Source organism: Synechococcus sp. 8F6, assembly GCF_002252665.1.
In the GTDB taxonomy this organism is placed as follows: Bacteria; Cyanobacteriota; Cyanobacteriia; order PCC-6307; family Cyanobiaceae; genus Cyanobium_A.
This window is the reverse complement of record NZ_NQKZ01000008.1, coordinates 50375-71128: the sequence shown is the minus strand read 5'-3', so window position 1 is coordinate 71128 and position 20754 is coordinate 50375. Positions and strand designations below refer to the sequence as shown.

Sequence of the window (20754 nt, the reverse complement as noted above, 5' to 3'; positions counted from 1 at the left end):
GGGCTCAGGGATAGAAGGGCAATAACGGCAGACCCGTCGTGGACTCCAAGCCCGCCATCAAATTCAGGCACTGCACCCCCTGGCCCGCCTGACCCTTCACCAGGTTGTCGATCGCGCCCATCACGATCAGCTGGCCCGTGCGGGGATCAACCTGCACCGACAGCAGGGCCCGGTTGGTCTGGCGCACCCACTTGGTGGAGGGGTAGGTGCCCACCGGCAGCACCTCCACGCAGGGAGCCTGGCGGTAGGCCGAGGCCAGCAGGGTGGCGCAGTCTTCAGCGGTGAGGCCCGGATCCCGCAGGCGGCAATACACGGTGGCTAGCAGACCCCGCACCATCGGCATCAGGTGGGGCGTGAACTGCAGCTGGATCTCGCGGCCGGCCACTCGACCCGCCAACTGCTCGATCTCGCTGGTGTGGCGGTGGCCCACCACGCCATAGGGCGCCACCGACTCGGAGCACTCGGCCAGCAGCAGGTGCTCCTTGGCGGCCCGTCCTCCGCCGGAGGTACCGGTCTTGGCGTCGATCACGATGCCGCCGGTGTCGATCAAGCCCTGCTTCAAAAAGGGGAGCAGCCCCAACAGTGATGCGGTGGGGAAGCATCCGGGGGCGGCCACCAGGCGGGCGCGACGGATCGCATCCGCCTCCAATTCCGGCAGCCCGTAGACAGCCTCACTGCACAGGTCGCCGTCGCTGCGGGGCACCTGGCGGGCCTCGGTGGCGTACACCTCTTGCCACTGGGCCAAAGAGCTGTAGCGGTAGTCGGCGGAGAGATCCACCACCCGCACGCCGCGCTCGAGCAGGAGAGGCACCAGCTGGGCCGCCACACCGTTGGGCAGGCTGAGCACTGCCAGATCCGCCGCCTCGGCGATGGCGTCGGGCTCCGGGGTCTGCACCACGGGGTCACCGGCCAGGGGCAGGAAGGGCACCAGTTCGCTCCAGCGCTTGCCGCTGCTGCGCTCGCCGCCCAGGAACGTGACGTCCAGGTTTGGGTGCTGGTGCAGCAGCCGCAAGGTTTGGAGCCCGCCGTAACCACTGGCCCCGATCACCGCAACGCGCTTGTTGGCCATGGCAGAGCCGCGGGGAAGGACGACCCGGGCTTTATAAAGGATGATTGCGCCAGGGCTCAGGCCCCACCCGCACTCCGTTGACCCTCCTGCGCGACCAGCCCCTCCCCTCCCACGACCCCGGCATCCGTTTCGACTCGATCGCCGATGCCCTGGCGGCGATCCGCAACGGCGAGTCGATCGTGGTGGTGGACGACGAAAACCGCGAAAACGAGGGCGACCTGATCTGCGCGGCCCAGTTCGCCACGCCCGAGCAGATCAACTTCATGGCCATCGAGGCTCGGGGCCTGATCTGTCTGGCGATGGAGGGCGAGCGGCTCGATGCCCTCGATCTGCCGCTGATGGTGGATCGCAACACCGACAGCAACCAGACCGCCTTCACCGTGAGCGTGGATGCGGGTGCTGAGAACGGGGTGAGCACCGGCATCTCCGCGGAGGATCGGGCCCGCACCATCCAGGTGGCGATCCATCCCCACACCCGTCCCAACGATCTGCGCCGGCCCGGCCACATCTTTCCGCTGCGGGCCAAGCAGGGCGGCGTGTTGAAGCGGGCTGGTCACACCGAAGCCGCCGTCGACCTGGCTCGCCTGGCCGGCCTCTACCCGGCCGGGGTGATCTGTGAAATCCAGAACAGCGACGGCTCCATGGCCCGGCTGGCCCAGCTGGCCGTGTACGCGAGGCGCCACGGATTAAGGCTGATCAGCATTGCCGACCTGATCCGCTACCGCCTCGACACCGAGCGTTTCGTACGCCGCCAGGCGGAAGCCACCTTGCCCAGCGCCTTTGGCGACTTCCGAGCCATCGGCTACCGCAACGAGCTCGATGGCAGCGAACATATCGCGATCGTGAAGGGGCAACCCGAGCGGGCTGAAGCCCCGGTGCTGGTGCGGGTGCACAGCGAATGTCTCACCGGCGATGCCTTCGGCTCCCTGCGCTGCGACTGCCGGCCCCAACTGGAAACCGCCCTGCGCATGATCGAAGCGGCCGGCGAAGGCGTGGTGGTGTATCTGCGCCAGGAGGGCCGCGGCATTGGCCTGATCAACAAACTCAAGGCCTATTCCCTCCAGGACACAGGACTCGACACGGTGGAGGCCAACGAGCGCCTCGGCTTCCCCGCCGACCTGCGCAACTACGGCGTCGGTGCCCAGATCCTCAGCGATCTGGGGGTGAACCGGCTGCGCCTGATCACCAACAACCCGCGCAAGATCGCCGGTCTGGGCGGCTACGGCCTGAAGGTGGAAGACCGGGTGCCGCTGGTGATGGATCCCGGCAGCCACAACGCCGCCTACCTGCAAACCAAGCGCATCAAGCTGGGACACCTGATGGGTGATGGGCCGTCCTGCCCCATCGGTGGACCCACGGCGGTGCTGGCCTGGCACAGCACCGCCGAGCAGCACAGCACTGAGCTCAGCACGGAGCTCAGCACGGTGGCGATTGCCACCCAGCTGGACGCCCTCCAGCAGTGGGCGCAGGCGCAGGGGCTTCAGGTGGAGCGTGAGGAGCACCCGCGCCTGCTGGCCCTGCTCAACCAACCGGCGCTGGCGGTGGTGCTCAGCGGCCTCGACCAGACACGGGGTGGAGTGGGAGCCGTGGGGGCAGCCCTCAGCCAGATGGCGCACTGGAGCCACACCAGCGCCGTCAGCCTGCTGCTGGCTCCGGATGCCCAGCGGAGCAGTCACCCCAGCGCTGACCTGGAGCGCCAGCAGCGCTCCCTCAGCGAACTGGGCGCCGAGTTGAAGGTTCAACCCGGCGCCTTTCTGGTCTGGCGCTAACGCAGTCCTGGCTGGAGGATCTTCAATCCTGAACAGTCACCTTGGTGATGCGACTGCCGTTCTTGAGGGCGAGCACCACGTCCATGTTGCCGGTGTGGCCAAACACGGTGTGCACGCCATCGAGGTGGGGCTGGGCGCCGTGGCAGATATAAAACTGCGAACCACCGGTGTTCTTGCCGGCGTGGGCCATCGCCAGGGTGCCGGCCTGATGCTTCTGGCTGTTGATCTCACAATCGATCTGGTAGCCGGGGCCACCGGTGCCAGCCGTACCGCGGGAGCCTTCCCGGCTGTTGGGGCAGCCGCCCTGGGCCATGAAACCGGGGATCACACGATGGAAGGCCAGTCCGTCGTAGAAGCCCTCCTTGGCGAGCTTGGTGAAGTTGGCCACGGTGTTGGGCGCATCGCTCTCGAACAGGTCGAGTTCGATGGTTCCGGCCTCGGTCTCCATCACGGCTTTGGTCACGGTTGCTGTGCGTAAAAGCCGACTGTATGGGGTGGGGGAATGCGCGTGTTGAAAATGGAGAGCCATGCGGTCGCCTCGCCGATGAGCAGCCCCACGTCCGACTCGCCCAGCGGTCTCGATCTGAGCCGTGCCCGGCTTGGAATCCTGGGAGGCAGTGGCCTTTACGCGATGGAGGGCCTGGAGGATGTACAGGAGCTGACGATCGACACGCCCTACGGGCCTCCCTCCGATTCCCTGCGACTGGGCAAGATCGGCGATATGGAGGTTGTGTTCCTGGCCCGCCACGGCCGGCACCACAGCCACACCCCCACGGAGGTGCCCTATCGCGCCAACCTCTGGGCCCTGCGCTCCCTGGGCGTGCGCTGGATCCTGTCCTTGTCGGCAGTGGGCTCCCTGCAGGAGCAGTTTCGGCCGCTCGACATGGTGGTGCCGGATCAATTCATCGATCGCACCCACCAGCGCCCGCTCACCCTGTTTGGCGACGGGCTGGTGGCCCACGTGGGCTTCGCCGATCCCTTCTGTCCGGTGCTCAGCCGGCTGCTGGCCGATGTGGGCGAAAGCCTGATGCCCACCGGCCGCCAACTGCACCGCGGCGGCACCTACCTCTGCATGGAGGGTCCGGCCTTCTCCACCCGCGCCGAATCGGAGCTCTACCGCTCCTGGGGCTGTGCCGTGATCGGCATGACCAACCACACCGAAGCGCGCCTGGCCCGGGAAGCTGAGATCGCCTACGCCACCCTGGCGATGGTGACCGACTACGACTGCTGGCACCAGGAACACGCCTCGGTGACGGTGGAGATGGTGATTGCCAACCTGCACGCGAACGCCAGCCTGGCCCAACAGATCGTGCGGGTGGCGGCCGAACGGGTAGCGGCCCAGCGCCCCACCAGCAGCGCCCACCAGGCCCTGCGCCACGCCCTGATGACCCCCAAAGAGCAGGTGCCGGCCAGCACCCGCCGCCAGGTCGACCTGTTCACCGCGCCCTACTGGGGCTCGTTCAACTGAGCCAGACCGTTCAACTGAGCACCGCAGGCCTGCAGAGCCGCCCGCAGGCTGGGGCCATGCTGGGCCAGATGGGCGGCGGCTGAGCCAGGATCCATGCCTGAGGCCGCCATCAGCAGCGCGAGCTTCACCGAACCACCCGCCTGCTCCAGCAGCTGAGCGCCCTGCTCGCGGCGCAGCCCGGCCAGGTCCTGCAGGATGCGCAGGGCCCGATCTTCGAGCTTGGTGTTGGTCACGGCCACATCCACCATGCGGTTGCCGTGCACCTTGCCCAGCCGCACCATCACGCCGGTGGACAACAGGTTGAGGGCCATCTTGGTGGCGGTGCCGGCCTTAAGCCGGGTGGAGCCAGCCAGCAGCTCAGGGCCCGTCAGCAGGCGGATGTCGATGTCACAGGGCATGGGGGCCTGGTTGGCGGGCACGCAGGCCATGGCGATCGCCAGGGCACCGGTTGCCTGGGCGTGGCGCAAGGCGCCGAGCACGTAGGGCGTGGTGCCGCCGGCGGCGATGCCCACCAGGCAATCGCCAGGGCCGAAGCCCCGCTCTTCCAGATCGTGCTGGCCGGCCTCGGCCAGATCCTCCAGCCCCTCCGAGCTGCGCAACAGGGCGGGCGCCCCGCCAGCTAGCACGCCCTGCACCAACTCCGGCGACGTGCAGAAGGTGGGCGGGCATTCGGCCGCATCGAGCACCCCCAGCCGGCCGGATGTGCCGGCGCCCAGATAAAACAGCCGCCCGCCGCGCGCAAGCCGCGTCGCAATGGCATCCACGGCGGCCGTAAGCGCCGGAGCCGCCGCCTCCAGGGCCCGTTGGGGCTCCCGGTCGTTGGCGCAGAACAGAGCCACCAACGCGTCGGTGGACAGCTGGTCGAGCCGCTCGCTGAGGGGATTGGCCTGTTCGGTGAGCAGGTGGCCGCGGTCTACGCCGGCCGCGGCCCCGCTCACAACAGGCCCTCGAGCTGGCGGCGAAAGGCCTCCAGGCTGGGGTCGCCAGAACTCTCGGCAGTCTCGGCCGCCTGCTGCTCCTGCCATTTGGCGACATCCATGTTGCGCTCGGGCGGCGCAATCAGCAGGCGATCTTCGGCGCTCTGGGGCAGAAACCCCGCCGGCACGAAACGGGCCTCGTACCCCGCCTGGCTGCAAAACAACTCCATCTCCTCCCGGTCGAGCGGCTCCACGGTGGGCACGGGAAAGTCCTGGGCCTCCAACAGTCCGGCGTAGCGCTCCGCGTCATCGCGGTCCTCAAACAGCAGCACCACGGTGCGGCCATTGAGCTCCAGCGAATGGATGCCTTCCTGGTCACTTCCGGCATCGAACAGCATCACGTGCACCGGCATGGATCGCGGCAAAGGGCAGAGGACCCTCAGTGTGTCACCGGTGCAGACCGTCGGGATCGTCGGCCAGTTCCTGCAGGCGGCGATACAGGGCGGCTTCGGCGTCGCCCAACTCCTCGGGCACCACGATGCGCACCTCCACCAGCTGGTCGCCGCGCTGCCCCCCCCACTCCTGGCCACGGCCCCGCAGGCGCAGCAGCCGGCCGCTCGAGGAGCCCGGCGGCACCCGCAGCTTCACCGGCCCCCGCAAAGTTGGCACCACCACCTCGGCGCCCAGGGCGGCTTCCGCTGGGCTGAGCTCCAGCGGGTAGAGCACACGCAGGCCATCGATGCGCAGCCCCTCCTCCGTGCGCACCCGCAATTGCAGGAAGTGGTCGCCGCCGCCGGGGGTCACCCCCGCGAGCCGCAGCCGCCAGCCATCGCCCGCCAGGGGTGGGGTCCACACCTCCACCGCCGTGCCATCGGCAAGCTCCAACTCCACCCGCTCCCCCTGCAGGGCCTGCTCGGGGCTGAGCTCCACCAGGCTCTCTTGGTCGCTGGAGGCCTGCACCGGCAGCGGCGGCGGCGGCGAGGCCGTCACCGAGCCCGGAGCCTCTCGCTCGTGTCCCTCTGGCTCGGCGTCGGGCTCCGGGGCAGCCTCGTCGTCGCGTCCAGGGGGCCCAAAATCAGCGTTGGAGGGCCGACGGGAACGGCGCCGCTCACCGAACAGAGCGTCGAGGTACTCCTCGAAGTCGGGAAAGCCGGTGGCGAAGGGATCCTGCGGCTCGCGGCCAGAAGCGTCACCACCAGGATCGCCGGCCTCCCAGGCCTGGCGGCGGCGCGGGTCGGACAGCACCGCATAGGCCTCGTTGACCAGCTTGAAGCGCTCCTCTGCCAGCGGGTCATTGCCGTTGAGGTCGGGATGCCAGCGGCGGGCCTGGGCGCGAAAGGCCCGCTTGAGGCTGCTGGCGTCGGCGCCGGGCTCAAGGCCCAGCACCGACCAGTAGTCGGACGGGGCGGCGGGGCTACGCGTCACCGGTAGGACCCATCCCCCCAAGGGTCGTCATCCACCCGGGGCGGGCGCTCACGCACCAAAGCTTCGGGTTCGCGATAGGGAGGTTCCCGATAGCTGGGCTCGCGATAGCTGGGCTCGCGGTCATAACGCGACGGTGGCATGGCCCAGGGGTCGCTGCCGGGGCGGTTCCAGTCGTCCCAGTCGTCGTCGGCAAACAACTCATCCTTGAGGGAGCCCAGGGTGTTTTTGAGGCCCTGCAGGGGCCCCTGTTCGGCCTTGCGCTCACTCAACAGGCGCCGGTTGAGCCCAAACAGGGCCTCCTGCAGCTGGCTCACCGCCAGTTCCAGCTCCACCAGGTCGTCGGCAGCGAGCAGGTCCTGCACGTCGCGCAGGGCCATCTCCACCGAGCGCTGCTGCCGCTCGGCGCCATAGGGTCCCAGCTCCAGGGCGGCATCCCTGAGCCGGCGCTCCGCCTGGGCCACCAGGGTCTGGGCCCGATTGCGACGATCGATCTCAGACCGCTTGCGGCGATCTTCGCTGGCCTTCTGCTCCGCCTCTTCGATCAGCTTGGTGATCTCCTCCTCGCTGAGGTTGGAGCCGCCCTGAATGCTGACGCTCTGCTGCCGGCCGGTGGTGCGGTCGGTGGCCGACACCTGCAGCAAGCCATTGGCATCAATGTCAAACGAGACCTGCACCTGGGGCACGCCCCGGGGCGCCGGCGGGATGCCAGACAGGCGGAAGCGGCCCAGACTCTTGTTGTCGTCCGCCATCTGCCGCTCCCCCTGCAGCACATGGATCTCCACCGAGCTCTGATTGGCTTCGGAGGTGCTGAACAGGTCGCTCTTGCGCACCGGAATGGACGTGTTGCGAGGGATCAGCACCTTCATCACGCCGCCGATGGTCTCCAGACCCAGCGACAGGGGCGTGACGTCGTTGAGCATCAGATCGCGCAGCTCGCCAGTGAGGATGCCGGCCTGCACCGCAGCGCCGATCGCCACCACCTCATCGGGATTCACCGACTGGCAGGGCTCCAGGGGGATGAGGGTGCGCACCATCTCCTGCACCATCGGCATGCGGGTGGAGCCGCCCACCAGCACCACATCGTCGATGTCCTCGGCTGCCAGGCCGGAATCGCGCAGGGCGCGCTGCACCGGCCGCAACAGCCGATCGAGCAGGTCGGGGCAGAGCCCCTCAAACACCCGGCGCTCCAGGGTGGTTTCAATGTGCAGGGGCCCGTCGGGACCGGTGGCGATGAAGGGCAGCGAGATGGGCGTGCTCTGCACTCCGCTGAGCTCGATCTTGGCCTTCTCCGCCGCCTCAGTGAGGCGCTGCAGGGCCTGACGGTCGCGGCGCAGGTCGATGCCGTGCTCCACCTGGAAGGCATCAGCCAGCCAGTCGACGATGCGGCGATCCCAGTCGTTGCCGCCCAGCTGGGTGTCGCCGCTGGTGGCCTTCACATCGAACACCCCCTGGGCGATGCGCAGCACCGACACATCGAAGGTGCCGCCGCCCAGGTCGAACACCAGCACCCGCTTCACCGTGCTGCGGTCGAAGCCGTAGGCGAGGGCCGCAGCCGTGGGCTCGTTGAGGATGCGCTCGACGCTGATGCCCGCCAGCCGGCCGGCATCCCGGGTGGCCTGGCGCTGGGCGTCGTTGAAATAAGCCGGCACGGTGATCACCGCCGCCTCAACGGGTTCCCCCAGGTAGGTGGCGGCGTCGTCGCAGAGCTTGCGCAGCACACTCGCAACCAGCTCTTCCGGGGCGTATTCCCGCTCGGTAGCCGGACAAACCACCCGCACATTGCCCTGCTCGTTGGCCCGCACCGAGTAGGGCACCGACAGGCTGCCCTCCTCCAGTTCGTCCCATTGGCGCCCCACGAAGCGCTTGAGATTGGCGAAGGTGTTGCGGGGGTTGAGCACCAGCTGGCGGCGCGCCAATTGGCCCACCAGCAGCTCCTGGTCGCGGCTGAAGCCCACCACCGTCGGCGTCGTGCGGCCGCCCTCGGCGCTGGCGATCACCGCGGGGCGGCCACCCTCCAACATCGCCACCACTGAGTTGGTGGTGCCCAGGTCGATGCCGACTATCCGCGACATGCCACCCCGCGAGATGCAAAACCGCTACTTGCAAAACCGTGCCAGGAAACCCGTCGACCCATGAAACCGGCTGTTGCAGCCCCGCGCGGTGGAGCCCAAAACTACCGGGATCTCAGACGTTAATCACCACTTAAACGACCTGGTGTGGGGCTCTTCGTAGATTTAGCTCGAATCGGCCACCCCTGCGCTGACCGATGCAAAGCCTTCTTCCCCCATGCTGACGGACCCAAGCCCCGCCCTGGACGCCGACGCCTTCACCCTGCGTCGGCGTCCACCGACCGAAAAACTGGTGGACCTGGGCTTCCGCCAGCTGACCCTGGTGCTGGCTTCGATGGTGGCCATCGTGCTGCTGGGCATCTTTCTCACCGTGTTCCAGGGGGCACGGGAGGCCATCGCCACCTTCGGACTGGACTTTCTCACCACCTCTGCCTGGGACCCCGTCAACGAGCAGTACGGGGCCTTCATCGCCATCTACGGCACCTTGGTCACGTCCTTCTTGTCGCTGCTGATTGCGGTGCCCCTGGGAGTGGGTACGGCCATCTTCATCACCGAAGACCTGATTCCCACGGTGTTGCGGGATGCCATCGGTCTGATGGTGGAGCTGCTGGCAGCGATTCCCTCGGTGGTGCTGGGCCTCTGGGCGATCTTCGTGATGGAGCCAGCACTCCGCCCGGTTCTCAACCTGCTCCACAGCCTGCTCGGCTGGAGTCCGTTTTTTAACACCGTGCCCCAGGGCCCTGGCATGACCCCGGCCATCCTGATCCTGGTGGTGATGGTGCTGCCGATCATCACGGCGATTTCTCGGGATGCGCTCAACCAGGTGCCGATTGAGTTGCGGCAGGGGGCCTATGGGGTTGGCACCACCCGCTGGGGCGCGATCTTCAGTGTGATCCTGCCGGCAGCGATCTCGGCCATTACTGGGGGCGTGATGTTGGCGTTGGGTCGAGCCATGGGTGAAACCATGGCGGTGACGATGATCATCGGCAACGCTCTCAATTTCAACCTGTCGCTGCTGGCACCGGGCAACACCATCGCCTCCATGCTGGCCAATCAGTTCGGTGAAGCCAATGGCATTCAGGTGTCTGCCTTGATGTATGCCGCTCTGATCCTGATGTTCCTCACGTTCGCCGTGAATGTGGCAGCCAAATGGATCGTGCGTCGCCTCAGCCTGCGCTACTGAGATCCCCCATGGCGAACCAACCCATCACCTATTCCAGCAGCGCCCTCTTCGACAGAAGGCCACTGCACTTTGATCCCAACCTGCGGCGCAACCGCCTCAACCAACTGTTTACCGGAATCGCTGGCTTGTTTGCTGTGATTGCCGTTCTGCCCCTGCTGCTCGTCCTGTTTCACGTGCTGGTGCAGGGCGGCAGACTGATCTCCGTGGGCATGTTTAGCGAACTGCCACCGGCACCAGGGCTCGATGGGGGTGGTATTGGCAATGCCATTCTCGGCACCCTTTTGGTAACCCTGATTGCCTCCCTGATCGCCATCCCGGTCGGCGTAGGAGGGGGCATCTACCTCAGCGAATACTCCCAGCGCGGTTGGTTTGCTCAGTTTGTGAGCTTCGGCAACGACATCCTGGCCGGCGTTCCATCGATCATCAGTGGAGTGTTCGTTTACGGGATTGTGGTGGCGACGCGGGTGTTTTTTGATCAGAGCTACAGCGCCATGGCTGGCGGTATCGCCCTGGCGGTGCTGATGCTTCCCACGGTGATCAAAACTACCGATGAAGGCCTCAAGCTGGTGCCCCAGGAACTGCGCTGGGGAGCCTATGGCGTGGGGGCTTCGAAGTTTGTGACGGTGATGCGAATCACCCTGCCCTCAGCCTTCACCCCCATCGCCACAGGGGTGGTGTTGGCGATCGCCCGAGCCGCCGGCGAAACCGCACCACTGATCTTCACCGCGCTGTTCTCCCCCTTTTGGCCCGAAGGGGTGTTCAACCCGATCGCCACCATGTCGGTGCTGATCTTCAACTTCGCGATCATGCCTTATGAGGCCCAGAACGCACTGGCCTGGGCGGCCTCCTTCGTGTTGGTGATGATGATCCTGGGCGCCAATCTCCTGGCTCGCTGGATTAGTCGGATGGCCAAAGTCTGATCACGACCTCATCCCGTTTCCTTAACTCCTCCCTGCTCTCGAGCCATGACCAGCAGCTTCCACACCAGCCCAGCCGTTGAAGCCAGCAAGGAGGACGTCTGCATGTCGCTGCAGAACGTCACCATTTCCTACGGGAAGTTCGAGGCCGTCAAAAATGTCTTCATGGACATTCCCCGCGGACGGGTCACCGCGTTCATCGGTCCATCCGGCTGCGGCAAGTCGACCGTGCTGCGGGGGTTGAACCGGATGAACGATTTAATTCCGGGCTGCAGACTCAAAGGCCGTGTGGTGTTCGATGGCTACGACCTCTACGACCCCAAGGTGGATCCGGTGGAGGTGAGGCGTCGCATTGGCATGGTGTTTCAGAAACCCAATCCGTTTCCCAAATCCATTTACGAAAACATCGCCTTCGGTGCCCGCATCAACGGCTTCAAAGGCGACATGGATGAGCTGGTGGAGCGATCCCTGCGCAAGGCTGCCGTGTGGGATGAGTGCAAGGACAAACTGCGCGAGAGCGGCTTTGCCCTCTCGGGCGGTCAGCAGCAGCGCCTCTGCATCGCCCGAGCCATCGCCACCGAGCCGGAGGTGATCCTGATGGACGAGCCATGCTCAGCTCTCGATCCGATCTCCACCCTCAAGATCGAAGAAACGATGCACGAGCTCAAACGGAGCTACACCATCATCATCGTGACCCACAACATGCAACAGGCGGTGCGGGTAGCTGATCACACGGCCTTCTTTAATGCGGAAGCGGTGGAAGGAGGCACCGGCAAGGTGGGGTATCTGGTGGAGTTCAACGACACGGAACGCATCTTCAATGCACCCGCCCAGCAGGCCACCCAGGACTACGTCAGCGGCCGCTTCGGTTGAGGATTAAACCGCGGGATTCTGGCCATCGACGACACCCTTCGCCGACGAAGAAATTGCCATGAAAAAGCCGGCTGCAAAGCCGGCTTTTGAACGGAGAGGGAGGGATTCGAACCCTCGATAGAGTTGCCCCTATACAGCATTTCCAGTGCTGCGCCTTCGACCACTCGGCCACCTCTCCAGGGGCAAAATGGGGCAACCAGATGGCAATGTAGCAGTTCGACTCTGGCTTCCCAGTCGCTTCGCACCATGACCCGCAGCCACCCGATCACGATCCACTGGCGCCAGACCGGCCGCGTGATCCGCCACGAGGTGCCGGAGGGTGACTACATCCTGCGCAGCTTTGAACAGCAGGGCGATGCCCTGCCCTTCAGCTGCCGCAATGGCTGCTGCACAGCCTGCGCCGTGCGGGTGATCTCCGGGGAGATCGACCAGCGGGAAGCGCTGGGGCTGTCGCGCGAATTGCGCGGCCGCGGCTACGGCCTTCTCTGCGTCGCGCGTGCCACCGGTCCGCTGGAGGTGGAAACCCAGGACGAAGACGAGGTGTACGAGCTGCAGTTCGGTCGCCACTTCGGCCGCGGCAAGGTGCGCCCTGGCCTGCCCCTCGACGACGAATGACTGACTTCCCCACCCATCCGGCCAGCCTTTCAAACCAGGCCTGGGAAGCCTCGGAGCTGCCTGCCGTTGAACTCGAGCGGCTCGCCGCCGTAGCCCGCCGGGCGGCGGAGGCCGGCGCCGAGCAGCTGCGCCATCACTTCGGCCACCTGGAGCGGATCCGCGAGAAGGGCCGGGCCGGCGACCTGGTGACCGAAGCCGATGTGGCGGCGGAGCAGGCCGTGCTGGCGGTGCTCGAGCAGGAGACGCCCGAACTGGGGGTGCTGGCGGAGGAGAGTGGTCGGCGCCAGGGCCAAGGTTCACCGCTGGAGTGGTGCGTGGACCCACTCGATGGCACCACCAACTACGCCCATCGGTTTCCGTTCTTCGGCACCTCGGTGGGCCTCACCTGGAATGGCCAGCCGCTGCTGGGGGCCCTGGCGGTGCCAGCGCTGGAGCAGCTCTACTGGGCGGCGCCGGGGTTGGGGGCCTGGGCCAACAACAGCCCGATCCGGGTGAGCGACTGCAGCGAACTCAGCCAGTCGCTGCTGGTCACCGGCTTCGCCTACGACCGTCACACCCGCGTCGACAACAACTACGCCGAATTCGCCTGGTTCACCCATCGCACCCGGGGGGTGCGGCGGGCCGGTGCCGCTGCGGTGGATCTGGCCTTTGTGGCCGACGGCCGGTTGGATGGCTACTGGGAGCGGGGGCTCTCGCCCTGGGATCTTGCCGCCGGCGTGGTGCTCGTGGAGCAAGCCGGCGGGGTGGTGTGCGCCTACGACGGCGGTCCGGCGGAGCTGGCCAGCGGCAAGCTGATCGCCTGCACACCGGGGCTGCGCCAGGCGCTGATCGAAGGGCTGGGCGCCTGCAAGCCCCTGGCAGGCGGCAGCTACGGCGCTCCCGAGCTCGATGCCCCCAACCTGGATCCATAAGATCAGCCCAGTCCCTTTCGCCAGCTCGACGCCGCAATGGCCCTGCAACCCGCCGCCGGCGCCCGGGATCTCAATCCCCGCGAGGTGGAAGGCAACTGCCGCATCGCCGAGCAACTGGCTGCGGTCTACCGGCTCTGGGGCTACCAGGAGGTGGCGCCGCCGAGTTTTGAACGGCTGGACACCCTCGAGGCCGGTGGTGGCATCGATGGCCGTGAGCTGGTGCGGTTGGCCACCGATGAACCTCTGGGCTTGCGCCCCGAGCTGACCGCCTCGATCGCCCGAGCCGCGAGCACCCGCCTGGCGGAGCGGCCCCGCCCCCTGCGCCTGTGGGCGATGGGCAGCACCTTCCGCAGCTCCACCGGCGATGGCGGCGGCCAGCGGATCCTTGAACAGCTCCAGAGCGGTGTCGAGCTGCTGGGGGTGCGCTCCGCCGCCGCCGACGTGGAACTGATGCGACTGCTGCTCGCGGCCGCCGGACGACTGGGCCTGGAGGAACGCCATCAACCCCGACTGCTGGTGGGGCACCACGGCGTGCTCAGCGTCCTACTGAGCCAGCTCCCCGACGGACAGCGCAGCGCTGCCCGCCGCGCCCTCACCAACTTCGATCCCCTGGCACTGGCCCAGCTGCCCCTGCCGGAGTCCGATCGCCAGCGGCTAGCCACCTTGATGCGCCTGCGGGGCGAGCCGGCCCGGGTAATGTATCAACTCGAGCAATGGCTGGGCCCCGTGCCGCTGCTGGCCGAGCTGGGCGCCACCCTGGCCGCGGTGGCCCCGGCTGCCGAGCGGCTGGGGGTGGCGCTGCAGCTCGATCCCAGCTTCCAGCCCCACTTCGCCCTCTACGACGGCCTGGTGCTGAAGCTGGTGTGCCAGGGCCAGGAAGCGCCAGTGGAGATCGCCAGCGGTGGCCGCTACGACGCCCTGGTGGGGCGGTTCTGCCAAGACCCTGCCCAGGCCGCAGGCGTGGGCTTCGGCTTTGACATCGAGGCGGTGCGCGAGCTGGTGGCACCAACGCTGGACGCCTCTTCGCCGGTGCTGGTGGCCTACGGCCGGCCGGAGGATCTGGCCCCGGCCCTCGATCACCTCGAAGCCCTGCACCAGGCCGGCACCTGTGCGGAACTGCTCAGCGGTGCCACCGCCAGCCAGGCCGAAGCCCAGGCCATCGGCGAGGCCCGAGGCTGCAGCCGCACCCTCTGGATCGCTCCCTAGGATCCGGCCAGCACCCGCGCGAGCCATGGCCCACACAATCGTCACCAACGTCTGTGAGGGCGTCGCCGATTGCGTCGATGCCTGCCCCGTGGCCTGCATCCATCCAGGCCAGGGCGCCAACACCAAGGGCACGGCCTTCTACTGGATCGACTTCGACACCTGCATCGACTGCGGCATCTGCCTGCAGGTGTGCCCGGTGGCCGGGGCGATCCTGCCGGAGGAAAAGCCCGAGCTGCAGCAGGCCGGCTGAAGCACCGCCCCTAACGCTCCAACACCTCGTGAGTGGCTGAGACCCAGGCGCCGCTGCCGTCGTAGCAGCGGATCAGGCGCTCGAGCCGATCGGGAGCGGTGAGCCAACCGGCCTCCACGCTGAAGGCTTCCCGGTGGCTCACCTGCTGGGGCCAGCGGCAATAGCCGCCATCGGCGAGCCACTGCAACTCAGCCATCTCGGCAGCCGAGAAGCTCACCCGGGCCTCCGATCGATCGGGCTCGGGCCAGTCGGCGGCAATGGTGGCCCGGCTGCCCTGCCACGAACCCTGCAACTGCTCCGGCGTCAGCGGCGGACACTCCTGGGCGCCCGAGCCGACGCGGTATTCCCGGATCAGCACCAGCTGGTCGGCATCGCCGGCTTCGGTGTAGAGCAGCACCAACCGGTGGCGACGATCGCCATGCACAAAGCCAAACTCCCCGCCGAACACCGTGCCCGGTGCCAGCTGCAGCGACCCCTTGCAGAACGTGCCGGTGTCAAAAAACACCACCTGGCGGCCGAGGCTGCGGTACTCCTGGCTCAGGTCGCTGCTGGGCGGAGCGCTGCGGTCGCCCCCTTCAAAGCGCTGCAGGCGGAAGCGCACCATCGAGATCGCACCCTCTGCGTTCTGCTCGCCGGCTTCGAGGCTGAGCAGCGAAAGGGTGGTCTTGAGCTCCGTGCCCGTGGGGCTGATGCCGGTGAAGGAGCCCTGCCAAGCCCCCAGATTGGCCAGGAAGTTCTGCCACTGGCTGGCCATCGGCTGGGGATCAGGAGACTGCAACTGATCCTATGGAGCCCCCACCGGCAGAGGCCTTGGACGGTTTCCTGCCCATGGCGCCCCCTTGGCGGGCGGCCCCACCCCGGGGGAATCTGGTGTCAGCGTGATTTTGAAAGCTGTGGTGCTACAGGCGGAACAGGGCCAGATTCAGATCCATACCGAGAACATCTTTCCGATCATCAAAAAGGCCGTCTACAGCGGCCATGAGGTGTTCCTGCGGGAGCTGGTGAGCAATGGCGTCGATGCCATCAGCAAGCGCCGCATGGCCGCCATGGCCGGCGACTGCAGCGAAGGCCCCGAAGGCAAGATCTCCATCCGCATCGACCGCGAAGCCAAAACGATCACCATTTCCGACAACGGCATCGGCATGGGCGCCGACGAGGTGAAGCGCTACATCAACCAGGTGGCGTTCTCCAGCGCCGAAGACTTCCTCGAGAAGTACAAGCAGGAGAACGACGCGATCATCGGCCACTTCGGCCTGGGCTTCTACTCCAGCTTCATGGTGGCCAAGCAGGTGGAGCTGGTGAGCCTCTCGGCCCGCGAGGGGGCTGAGGCGGTGCGCTGGAGCTGCGACGGCTCGCCCAACTTTTCGCTGGAGGCGGCTGAGCGCAGCGAGCCGGGCACCGATGTTGTCCTGCACCTGATGGAGGAGGAGCTCGAGTACATCGAGCCAGCCCGCATCCGCACATTAATAACCACCTACTGCGACTTCCTGCCGGTGGAGGTGCAGCTGGAGGGCGAAACCGTCAACAAGCGCGAATCCCCCTGGCGCAAGAGCCCGCGCGACTTGAGCGACAACGACTACATCGAGCTCTACCGCTACCTCTACCCCTTCCAGGGCGACCCGCTGCTGTGGGTGCACCTCAACACCGACTACCCCTACAACCTGCAGGGGATCCTCTATTTCCCCAAATCCACTGGCCGGGCCGACTGGGAGAAGGGTGAGATCAAGCTCTACTGCAACAACGTTTTTGTGAGCGACTCGATCAAGGAGGTGGTGCCCCGCTACCTGCTGCCCCTGCGCGGCGTGATCGATTCGCCCGACATCCCCCTGAACGTAAGCCGTTCAGCCCTGCAGACCGACCGGCGGGTGCGCTCGATCGGTGGCTTCGTGGCCAAGAAGGTCGGCGACCGGCTCAAGGAGCTGCATCGCGACGATCCGAAGCGCTACGCCGAGATCTGGGAGTCGCTGGCTCCGTTCATCAAGATCGGCGCCATGGAGGACGACAAATTCGCCGAACAGGTGGCCGACCTGGTGCTGTTTGGCTCGACAGCTGCTGCGGGTGAAGGCGACAGCCCCGATCCCATCCCCGGCGAGGGTGGCAAGGCTTACACCACCCTCGCTGGCTACCGCTCACGCCTGGCCGCCGACAATGACAAGCGGATCCTCTATTGCACCGATGAGGCCGGCCAGGCCGGAGCGCTGGCCCTGTGGAAGAGCCAGGGCGCCGAGGTGCTGCTGGCCGACACCTTCATTGATACCCAGTTCATCCCCTGGCTGGAATACCGCCACGAGGAGCTGAAGTTCCAGCGGGTGGACAGCGAACTCGACGACTCCCTGCAGGAGAAGGAGAGCGAGCTGAGCGATGCCGAGGGCAAGGACTCCAGTGAAAAGGTGCGGGAGCTGTTCAAAGGCGCCCTGGCCAACGACAAGATCACCATCCAGGTGCAGGCCCTCAAGGGCGACAACGCCCCCGCCGCCCTGATCCTGCTGCCGGAGCAGATGCGCCGCATCAACGACATGGGCGCCCTGATGGAGCAGCGCCTGCCGGGCCTGCCCGATCACCACGTGCTGCTGGTGAACCGCAAGCACCCCCTGGTGGAGGGCCTGCTCAAGCTCTCGGCCGGTTCGGTGATCACCGGTGCCGGCGGCAGCTCCCCCAGCCAGCAGCTCGCCGACGACCTCAGCCGCCATGTCTACGAGCTGGCCCGCCTGGCGGTGGGCGGCCTGGAGCCCAACGAACTGGCCGGCTTCCAACAGCGCAGCGCCACCCTGATGGGGCAACTGATGGCGCGGGGGCTCTAAAACCGCAACCAGCCCTGGGCCAAGGCGATCTGAAAGCCAACGGTGCCCAGCAAGGAACCCAGCAGCCCACCAGCAAAGGCCAACCAGGCGATCGGTGCTCCCACCGCCTGGCTTACCGAGGTGGGCTGAACGAGGCTCAGGCGCTCAGCGGCAGTGGACTGATGGTCCTGCTGGCGACGGATGAGGGCTTCGAAATCAGGCATTCAATTTCCTGGGCAACGGACTGATAGGCCGACCAACCGGCCATGCGGCGAGGGTCAGCCCGGCCGCGGTCGTCGATGGCGGCAAACACGGGCAATCCCTGGGTTTCGGCCTTATCGAAGGCTGCCAGCAGGGGGATTTCGGCCCTGAGCACCTGCAGCCCAAAGGTTTCGAGGGCTTTGCGGGCTTCGTGGGCCGCCCGCTGCTGGCGCAGATCCACCTTTACCAACAGCACGGCATGGGGCACCTGCACGCGCTGCAACAGCTGGGCCAGCTCTACGGTGAGCTCAACGGCACGGGCCTTGGGGGCAGTGGGCAGCAGCACGAGGTCGGAACCGTCGGCCAGGTGACGCAGCTCCTCCTCATCGCTGCTCGCCTGGCCATCGGTGATCACCACATCGGCAAAGCGGCTGGCCTTGGCGGCGGCCTCCACCGGCACCACCTGGAAGGGCAATTCGCCGCGGATGCGATAGGCCAGGGCCGAGCGGTTGCGGTCGGCATCCACCACGCACACCGAGCGGCCGAGCTCCGCCCAGACACTGGCGAGGTGGATGCTGGTGCAGGTTTTGGCGACCCCACCCTTTTGGCCGGAAACGGTGATGAACACCGCAGCTCAACAACTGGTTCAAAAATAGAGGTGTTATTCGAATCGATCAATCAAATCCGCGACCTGGGGAGGCGTTGTGAGCAAAAGCCGACGCAAGCCCAGGCCCAGGCGCCATCCCTTGCCGGGGCCGACACCCCCCTGCAGACCAGTTGGTACAGTGGTGTCTTGGGCATTGTGCCCTGCACGTCGTTTCGGAAATCGGTCATGTCCCGGGTCTGCCAGCTCACCGGCAAGCGCGCCAACAACGGCATGGCCGTCTCGCACTCCCACGTGCGCACCAAGAAGCTGCAACAGGTGAACCTGCAGGAGCGGCGCCTGTGGTGGGCCGAAGGCAACCGCTTTGTCAAGTTGCGCGTCTCCACCCGCGCCCTGAAAACCATTCAAAAGAAGGGCCTGGGCGCCTATGCCAAAGAGCTCGGTGTCAACCTGGCCAAGATCTGAGGGCACCATGCAACGCCGGGCAGTTCTGCGCAGCCTGGCCGCCCTGGTGCCTGCCACTCTCGGGGCAACAAGCCTGCTGGCCTTCGGTCGGCAGGCTTTTGCTTTGGGAGGCACGCTTCCGGCCCTGAATCAGCCCGCTCCGGATTTCGCCCTGCCGGGCATCGCTCCCGCGGCCGATGGTGAGGCCGTCGAAACCCAGTTGCAGCTTGCTGATTTCCGAGGACGCTGGCTGGTGCTGTATTTCTATCCGCGTGATTTCACCGGCGGTTGCACCCTGGAGGCACGCGGCTTTCAGAAGGATCTGGCTGCCTTTGAAGCCGCAAACGCCGCTGTGGTGGGGGTGAGCGCCGATGACGCCGAATCCCACGCCGACTTCTGCAGCAGTGAAGGGCTTGCTTTTCCGCTGCTCTCCGATCCAGCGGGCAGCGTCAGCCGCGCCTACGGCAGCTGGATCGCACCGTTTTCGCAACGCCACACCTTCCTGATCGATCCCGTTGGTGTGTTGCGATCCACCTGGGTGGCCGTGCGTCCAAGCGGCCACAGCGCCGAAGTGCTGGCCACCCTGCAGGAGCTTCAGATCAGCCGCTAGGTCAGGCCAGCCGATAGGTCATGAACCATCCCGTGCGGGGGCCTTCCACCTCCCAGCGCGGCAGCCAGTGCCGCCAGCTGTAACGCACGCCGTGGCCTCCCCGGCCTACCTGCACGTACCCGCCACCTGGGTTGTCGAGTTCGCCATAGGCCGTCGGCGAGATGGTGTCATCGGCATTGATCCCCAGCAATGCCCCAGGGCGCAGGTATTTGATGGCCATGGCGCAGGTGCTGGAAAAGCACATGCGATGGGCCTGGCCCGGCACGGCACTGTCGGTTTGCACGTAGTACTGACGCACCGGCAGGACGGTTCCAGCGGAAACGCTCATGCCCCCTGCTAGCAAGAGCCGCTGCAGGTGTCCAGGCTCTCCAGCAGTTGGCGATGCACCGCCGTCTGCTGGCGGAGCTCCGCTAGCCGGGCGCTGGGCGGCGGGCTGTCGAGCACGGTCGTCCAGGCGGCCACCAGCTCGGCCGGCGCTGCTGCCGCATCCAGGCTGTGGCAGGGGCAGCCCAGGGCAGAGGCGGCGGCGGCCACTTTCGGGTCGTAGCTGAGGGCGGCGCAGGGCGCTCCGGAGAGGGCCGCCAGGATCAGGCCATGCAGGCGCATCGCCACCACCAGTCCGGCACCACTGCCCATCGCCATTGCTTCGCTGGGCCGCTCCGCCAGCACCTCCCGGCTGCGGGCCGCCAGGCCTGCTGGCAGCAGCTGCTCCTGGCGCAAGTGCTCCAACAGGCCCCGGTCCTGCGTGGCGTGGAAGGGCAACCAGATCACCTCGCGGTCGTGCTCGCGGGCCAGTTGCTCCAGGGCCTCGAGATAGGGGCGCCAGGTTGCTCCCTGCAGCTGACCGGTTGGCCGAAAACAGAGCACCAAGGGGCCACCACGCCCGCGCCAGGGCTGGGCCGGCAGGGCCCACACCGGATCACTGCCCACCGGGCCCTCGCGCCCGAGGCGCTTGGCCAGAGCCGCCGATTCCGGATCCCGCCAGCTCACCGCCGTGGCCAAGCGCAACAGGCGGCCCACCAACAGCCTGCTGCGACGGCGCCGTAGCGGACCCAAACCCTGGCCCCAGAGCAGCACCGGCTTGCCTTCCAGCCGGGCCGCCGCAATCAGAGCGCCGTAGTAGAGCAGGCTGCGGAAACTGGTGGAATCCTGCAACAGGCTGCCGCCGCCGAGCACCAGGGCATCGCAGCGCCGCAGCGCCTTAAGCACCAGCGGCAGGCTGCGGCGCGGCACCGTCTCCACTCCAAAGCGCTCCTGCACCAAAGCAGCGTCATGGGCTGTCACCACCGCCTGGCATCCCGCAGGCAGTTGGCTTATCAGCACCTCCAGCAGGGCGTCATCGCCGAGGTTGTGCTCCCCGTAGTAACCGCACAGCAAAACCCTGCGAGGCGCCAGGGTCTTGCGCACCAGGCCCATCGGAGCCGGGTCAGTCTTCTGTCTGGT

The 20754-nt window shown here is 66.8% G+C and carries 22 protein-coding genes and 1 tRNA gene; 12 read left to right on the top strand and 11 right to left on the bottom strand.

What is annotated here, in order from left to right:
• Positions 1–4 precede the first annotated feature (4 nt).
• Positions 5–1069: an N-acetyl-gamma-glutamyl-phosphate reductase gene (argC, locus tag CJZ78_RS07670; protein WP_094560309.1), complete on the bottom strand. Its 1065-nt coding sequence runs from the start codon at positions 1067–1069 to the stop codon at positions 5–7.
• Between the two features lie 77 nt (positions 1070–1146).
• Here argC and ribBA point away from each other — a divergent pair, with 77 nt between their 5' ends.
• A complete protein-coding gene (ribBA, locus tag CJZ78_RS07665; protein ID WP_261355860.1) occupies positions 1147–2838 on the top strand; it encodes a bifunctional 3,4-dihydroxy-2-butanone-4-phosphate synthase/GTP cyclohydrolase II in 1692 nt (563 codons plus the stop codon).
• A 22-nt stretch (positions 2839–2860) separates the two neighbouring features.
• Here the strand turns inward: ribBA and CJZ78_RS07660 are convergent, their stop codons facing one another.
• The gene (locus CJZ78_RS07660; RefSeq protein ID WP_094560308.1) at positions 2861–3301 is read right to left on the bottom strand and encodes a peptidylprolyl isomerase; all 441 of its coding nucleotides are present in this window, start codon (positions 3299–3301) and stop codon (positions 2861–2863) included.
• 81 nt (positions 3302–3382) lie between these two features.
• Between CJZ78_RS07660 and mtnP the strand changes: the two genes are divergently transcribed.
• Positions 3383–4306 (top strand): S-methyl-5'-thioadenosine phosphorylase, encoded by a 924-nt coding sequence (gene mtnP, locus CJZ78_RS07655; RefSeq protein WP_094560450.1) that lies wholly within the window; start codon positions 3383–3385, stop codon positions 4304–4306.
• Here the strand turns inward: mtnP and murQ are convergent.
• From murQ to dnaK, 4 genes are read right to left on the bottom strand one after another with little or no spacing between them, the layout of a single operon-like run.
• Positions 4285–5244 carry an N-acetylmuramic acid 6-phosphate etherase gene (murQ, locus tag CJZ78_RS07650; RefSeq protein WP_233128574.1) on the bottom strand — a complete coding sequence of 320 codons (960 nt, stop codon included), beginning with the start codon at positions 5242–5244 and terminating at the stop codon, positions 4285–4287. The genes mtnP and murQ overlap by 22 nt on opposite strands.
• Positions 5241–5636: a DUF3110 domain-containing protein gene (locus CJZ78_RS07645; protein ID WP_094560306.1), complete on the bottom strand. Its 396-nt coding sequence runs from the start codon at positions 5634–5636 to the stop codon at positions 5241–5243. Before CJZ78_RS07645 ends, murQ begins: the two co-directional genes overlap by 4 nt.
• Positions 5637–5670: 34 nt before the next feature.
• Positions 5671–6648 carry a DnaJ C-terminal domain-containing protein gene (locus CJZ78_RS07640; protein ID WP_233128573.1) on the bottom strand — a complete coding sequence of 326 codons (978 nt, stop codon included), beginning with the start codon at positions 6646–6648 and terminating at the stop codon, positions 5671–5673.
• Complete coding sequence (gene dnaK, locus CJZ78_RS07635) at positions 6645–8720, bottom strand: molecular chaperone DnaK (protein WP_233128572.1); 2076 nt, start codon at positions 8718–8720, stop codon at positions 6645–6647. Before dnaK ends, CJZ78_RS07640 begins: the two co-directional genes overlap by 4 nt.
• 214 nt (positions 8721–8934) lie before the next feature.
• Between dnaK and pstC the strand changes: the two genes are divergently transcribed.
• Genes pstC through pstB form a run of 3 tightly spaced genes read left to right on the top strand, consistent with a single transcriptional unit; the run spans position 8935 to position 11690 of the window.
• Positions 8935–9900 (top strand): phosphate ABC transporter permease subunit PstC, encoded by a 966-nt coding sequence (pstC, locus tag CJZ78_RS07630; protein WP_094560305.1) that lies wholly within the window; start codon positions 8935–8937, stop codon positions 9898–9900.
• Positions 9901–9908: 8 nt separating this feature from the next.
• Positions 9909–10820 (top strand): phosphate ABC transporter permease PstA, encoded by a 912-nt coding sequence (gene pstA / locus CJZ78_RS07625; protein ID WP_094560304.1) that lies wholly within the window; start codon positions 9909–9911, stop codon positions 10818–10820.
• A 45-nt stretch (positions 10821–10865) separates the two neighbouring features.
• Complete coding sequence (gene pstB / locus CJZ78_RS07620) at positions 10866–11690, top strand: phosphate ABC transporter ATP-binding protein PstB (RefSeq protein WP_094560303.1); 825 nt, start codon at positions 10866–10868, stop codon at positions 11688–11690.
• A gap of 91 nt (positions 11691–11781) precedes the next feature.
• Here the strand turns inward: pstB and CJZ78_RS07615 are convergent.
• A tRNA-Ser gene (locus tag CJZ78_RS07615) sits at positions 11782–11868 on the bottom strand.
• A 68-nt stretch (positions 11869–11936) separates the two neighbouring features.
• On the opposite strand from CJZ78_RS07615, the gene CJZ78_RS07610 reads away from it, so the two are divergent.
• Genes CJZ78_RS07610 through CJZ78_RS07595 form a run of 4 tightly spaced genes read left to right on the top strand, consistent with a single transcriptional unit; the run spans position 11937 to position 14672 of the window.
• Positions 11937–12305 carry a 2Fe-2S iron-sulfur cluster-binding protein gene (locus CJZ78_RS07610; protein WP_094560302.1) on the top strand — a complete coding sequence of 123 codons (369 nt, stop codon included), beginning with the start codon at positions 11937–11939 and terminating at the stop codon, positions 12303–12305.
• Positions 12302–13216 carry an inositol monophosphatase family protein gene (locus CJZ78_RS07605; protein WP_094560301.1) on the top strand — a complete coding sequence of 305 codons (915 nt, stop codon included), beginning with the start codon at positions 12302–12304 and terminating at the stop codon, positions 13214–13216. The genes CJZ78_RS07610 and CJZ78_RS07605 overlap by 4 nt, the downstream gene beginning before the upstream one ends.
• Positions 13217–13252: 36 nt before the next feature.
• Positions 13253–14422, top strand: coding sequence for an ATP phosphoribosyltransferase regulatory subunit (locus CJZ78_RS07600; RefSeq protein WP_094560300.1), 1170 nt, complete (start codon positions 13253–13255; stop codon positions 14420–14422).
• 25 nt (positions 14423–14447) lie between these two features.
• Positions 14448–14672 carry a ferredoxin family protein gene (locus CJZ78_RS07595; protein WP_094560299.1) on the top strand — a complete coding sequence of 75 codons (225 nt, stop codon included), beginning with the start codon at positions 14448–14450 and terminating at the stop codon, positions 14670–14672.
• Positions 14673–14682: 10 nt separating this feature from the next.
• On the opposite strand, the gene CJZ78_RS07590 is transcribed toward CJZ78_RS07595, so the two are convergent.
• On the bottom strand, positions 14683–15426 hold the full coding sequence (locus tag CJZ78_RS07590; protein ID WP_094560298.1) for a DUF3598 family protein: 744 nt from the start codon (positions 15424–15426) through the stop codon (positions 14683–14685).
• A 139-nt stretch (positions 15427–15565) separates the two neighbouring features.
• On the opposite strand from CJZ78_RS07590, the gene htpG reads away from it, so the two are divergent.
• The gene (gene htpG, locus CJZ78_RS07585) at positions 15566–17473 is read left to right on the top strand and encodes a molecular chaperone HtpG (protein WP_094560447.1); all 1908 of its coding nucleotides are present in this window, start codon (positions 15566–15568) and stop codon (positions 17471–17473) included.
• Between the two features lie 136 nt (positions 17474–17609).
• Here htpG and CJZ78_RS07580 read toward each other — a convergent pair whose 3' ends face one another.
• Entirely contained in the window at positions 17610–18281 is a 672-nt protein-coding gene (locus CJZ78_RS07580) for a ParA family protein (RefSeq protein ID WP_094560297.1), read from the bottom strand.
• Between the two features lie 204 nt (positions 18282–18485).
• Between CJZ78_RS07580 and rpmB the strand changes: the two genes are divergently transcribed.
• Positions 18486–18722 (top strand): 50S ribosomal protein L28, encoded by a 237-nt coding sequence (rpmB, locus tag CJZ78_RS07575; RefSeq protein ID WP_015108262.1) that lies wholly within the window; start codon positions 18486–18488, stop codon positions 18720–18722.
• A gap of 7 nt (positions 18723–18729) precedes the next feature.
• On the top strand, positions 18730–19311 hold the full coding sequence (locus CJZ78_RS07570) for a peroxiredoxin (RefSeq protein ID WP_094560296.1): 582 nt from the start codon (positions 18730–18732) through the stop codon (positions 19309–19311).
• A 1-nt stretch (position 19312) separates the two neighbouring features.
• On the opposite strand, the gene CJZ78_RS07565 is transcribed toward CJZ78_RS07570, so the two are convergent.
• Entirely contained in the window at positions 19313–19639 is a 327-nt protein-coding gene (locus CJZ78_RS07565) for a hypothetical protein (RefSeq protein WP_094560295.1), read from the bottom strand.
• A gap of 8 nt (positions 19640–19647) precedes the next feature.
• Entirely contained in the window at positions 19648–20727 is a 1080-nt protein-coding gene (csaB, locus tag CJZ78_RS07560) for a polysaccharide pyruvyl transferase CsaB (RefSeq protein WP_094560294.1), read from the bottom strand.
• Positions 20728–20754: the final 27 nt, after the last annotated feature.

What these genes read in the sequence shown, in the direction of transcription:
- argC (WP_094560309.1), bottom strand. Translation starts at nt 1,069, where the DNA reads ATGGCCAACAAGCGCGTTGCGGTGATCGGGGCCAGTGGTTACGGCGGG.
- mtnP (WP_094560450.1), top strand. Translation starts at nt 3,383, where the DNA reads ATGAGCAGCCCCACGTCCGACTCGCCCAGCGGTCTCGATCTGAGCCGT.
- CJZ78_RS07645 (WP_094560306.1), bottom strand. Translation starts at nt 5,636, where the DNA reads ATGCCGGTGCACGTGATGCTGTTCGATGCCGGAAGTGACCAGGAAGGC.
- dnaK (WP_233128572.1), bottom strand. Translation starts at nt 8,720, where the DNA reads ATGTCGCGGATAGTCGGCATCGACCTGGGCACCACCAACTCAGTGGTG.
- pstC (WP_094560305.1), top strand. Translation starts at nt 8,935, where the DNA reads ATGCTGACGGACCCAAGCCCCGCCCTGGACGCCGACGCCTTCACCCTG.
- pstA (WP_094560304.1), top strand. Translation starts at nt 9,909, where the DNA reads ATGGCGAACCAACCCATCACCTATTCCAGCAGCGCCCTCTTCGACAGA.
- pstB (WP_094560303.1), top strand. Translation starts at nt 10,866, where the DNA reads ATGACCAGCAGCTTCCACACCAGCCCAGCCGTTGAAGCCAGCAAGGAG.
- CJZ78_RS07610 (WP_094560302.1), top strand. Translation starts at nt 11,937, where the DNA reads ATGACCCGCAGCCACCCGATCACGATCCACTGGCGCCAGACCGGCCGC.
- CJZ78_RS07605 (WP_094560301.1), top strand. Translation starts at nt 12,302, where the DNA reads ATGACTGACTTCCCCACCCATCCGGCCAGCCTTTCAAACCAGGCCTGG.
- CJZ78_RS07600 (WP_094560300.1), top strand. Translation starts at nt 13,253, where the DNA reads ATGGCCCTGCAACCCGCCGCCGGCGCCCGGGATCTCAATCCCCGCGAG.
- CJZ78_RS07595 (WP_094560299.1), top strand. Translation starts at nt 14,448, where the DNA reads ATGGCCCACACAATCGTCACCAACGTCTGTGAGGGCGTCGCCGATTGC.
- CJZ78_RS07590 (WP_094560298.1), bottom strand. Translation starts at nt 15,426, where the DNA reads ATGGCCAGCCAGTGGCAGAACTTCCTGGCCAATCTGGGGGCTTGGCAG.
- rpmB (WP_015108262.1), top strand. Translation starts at nt 18,486, where the DNA reads ATGTCCCGGGTCTGCCAGCTCACCGGCAAGCGCGCCAACAACGGCATG.
- CJZ78_RS07570 (WP_094560296.1), top strand. Translation starts at nt 18,730, where the DNA reads ATGCAACGCCGGGCAGTTCTGCGCAGCCTGGCCGCCCTGGTGCCTGCC.
- CJZ78_RS07565 (WP_094560295.1), bottom strand. Translation starts at nt 19,639, where the DNA reads ATGAGCGTTTCCGCTGGAACCGTCCTGCCGGTGCGTCAGTACTACGTG.
- csaB (WP_094560294.1), bottom strand. Translation starts at nt 20,727, where the DNA reads ATGGGCCTGGTGCGCAAGACCCTGGCGCCTCGCAGGGTTTTGCTGTGC.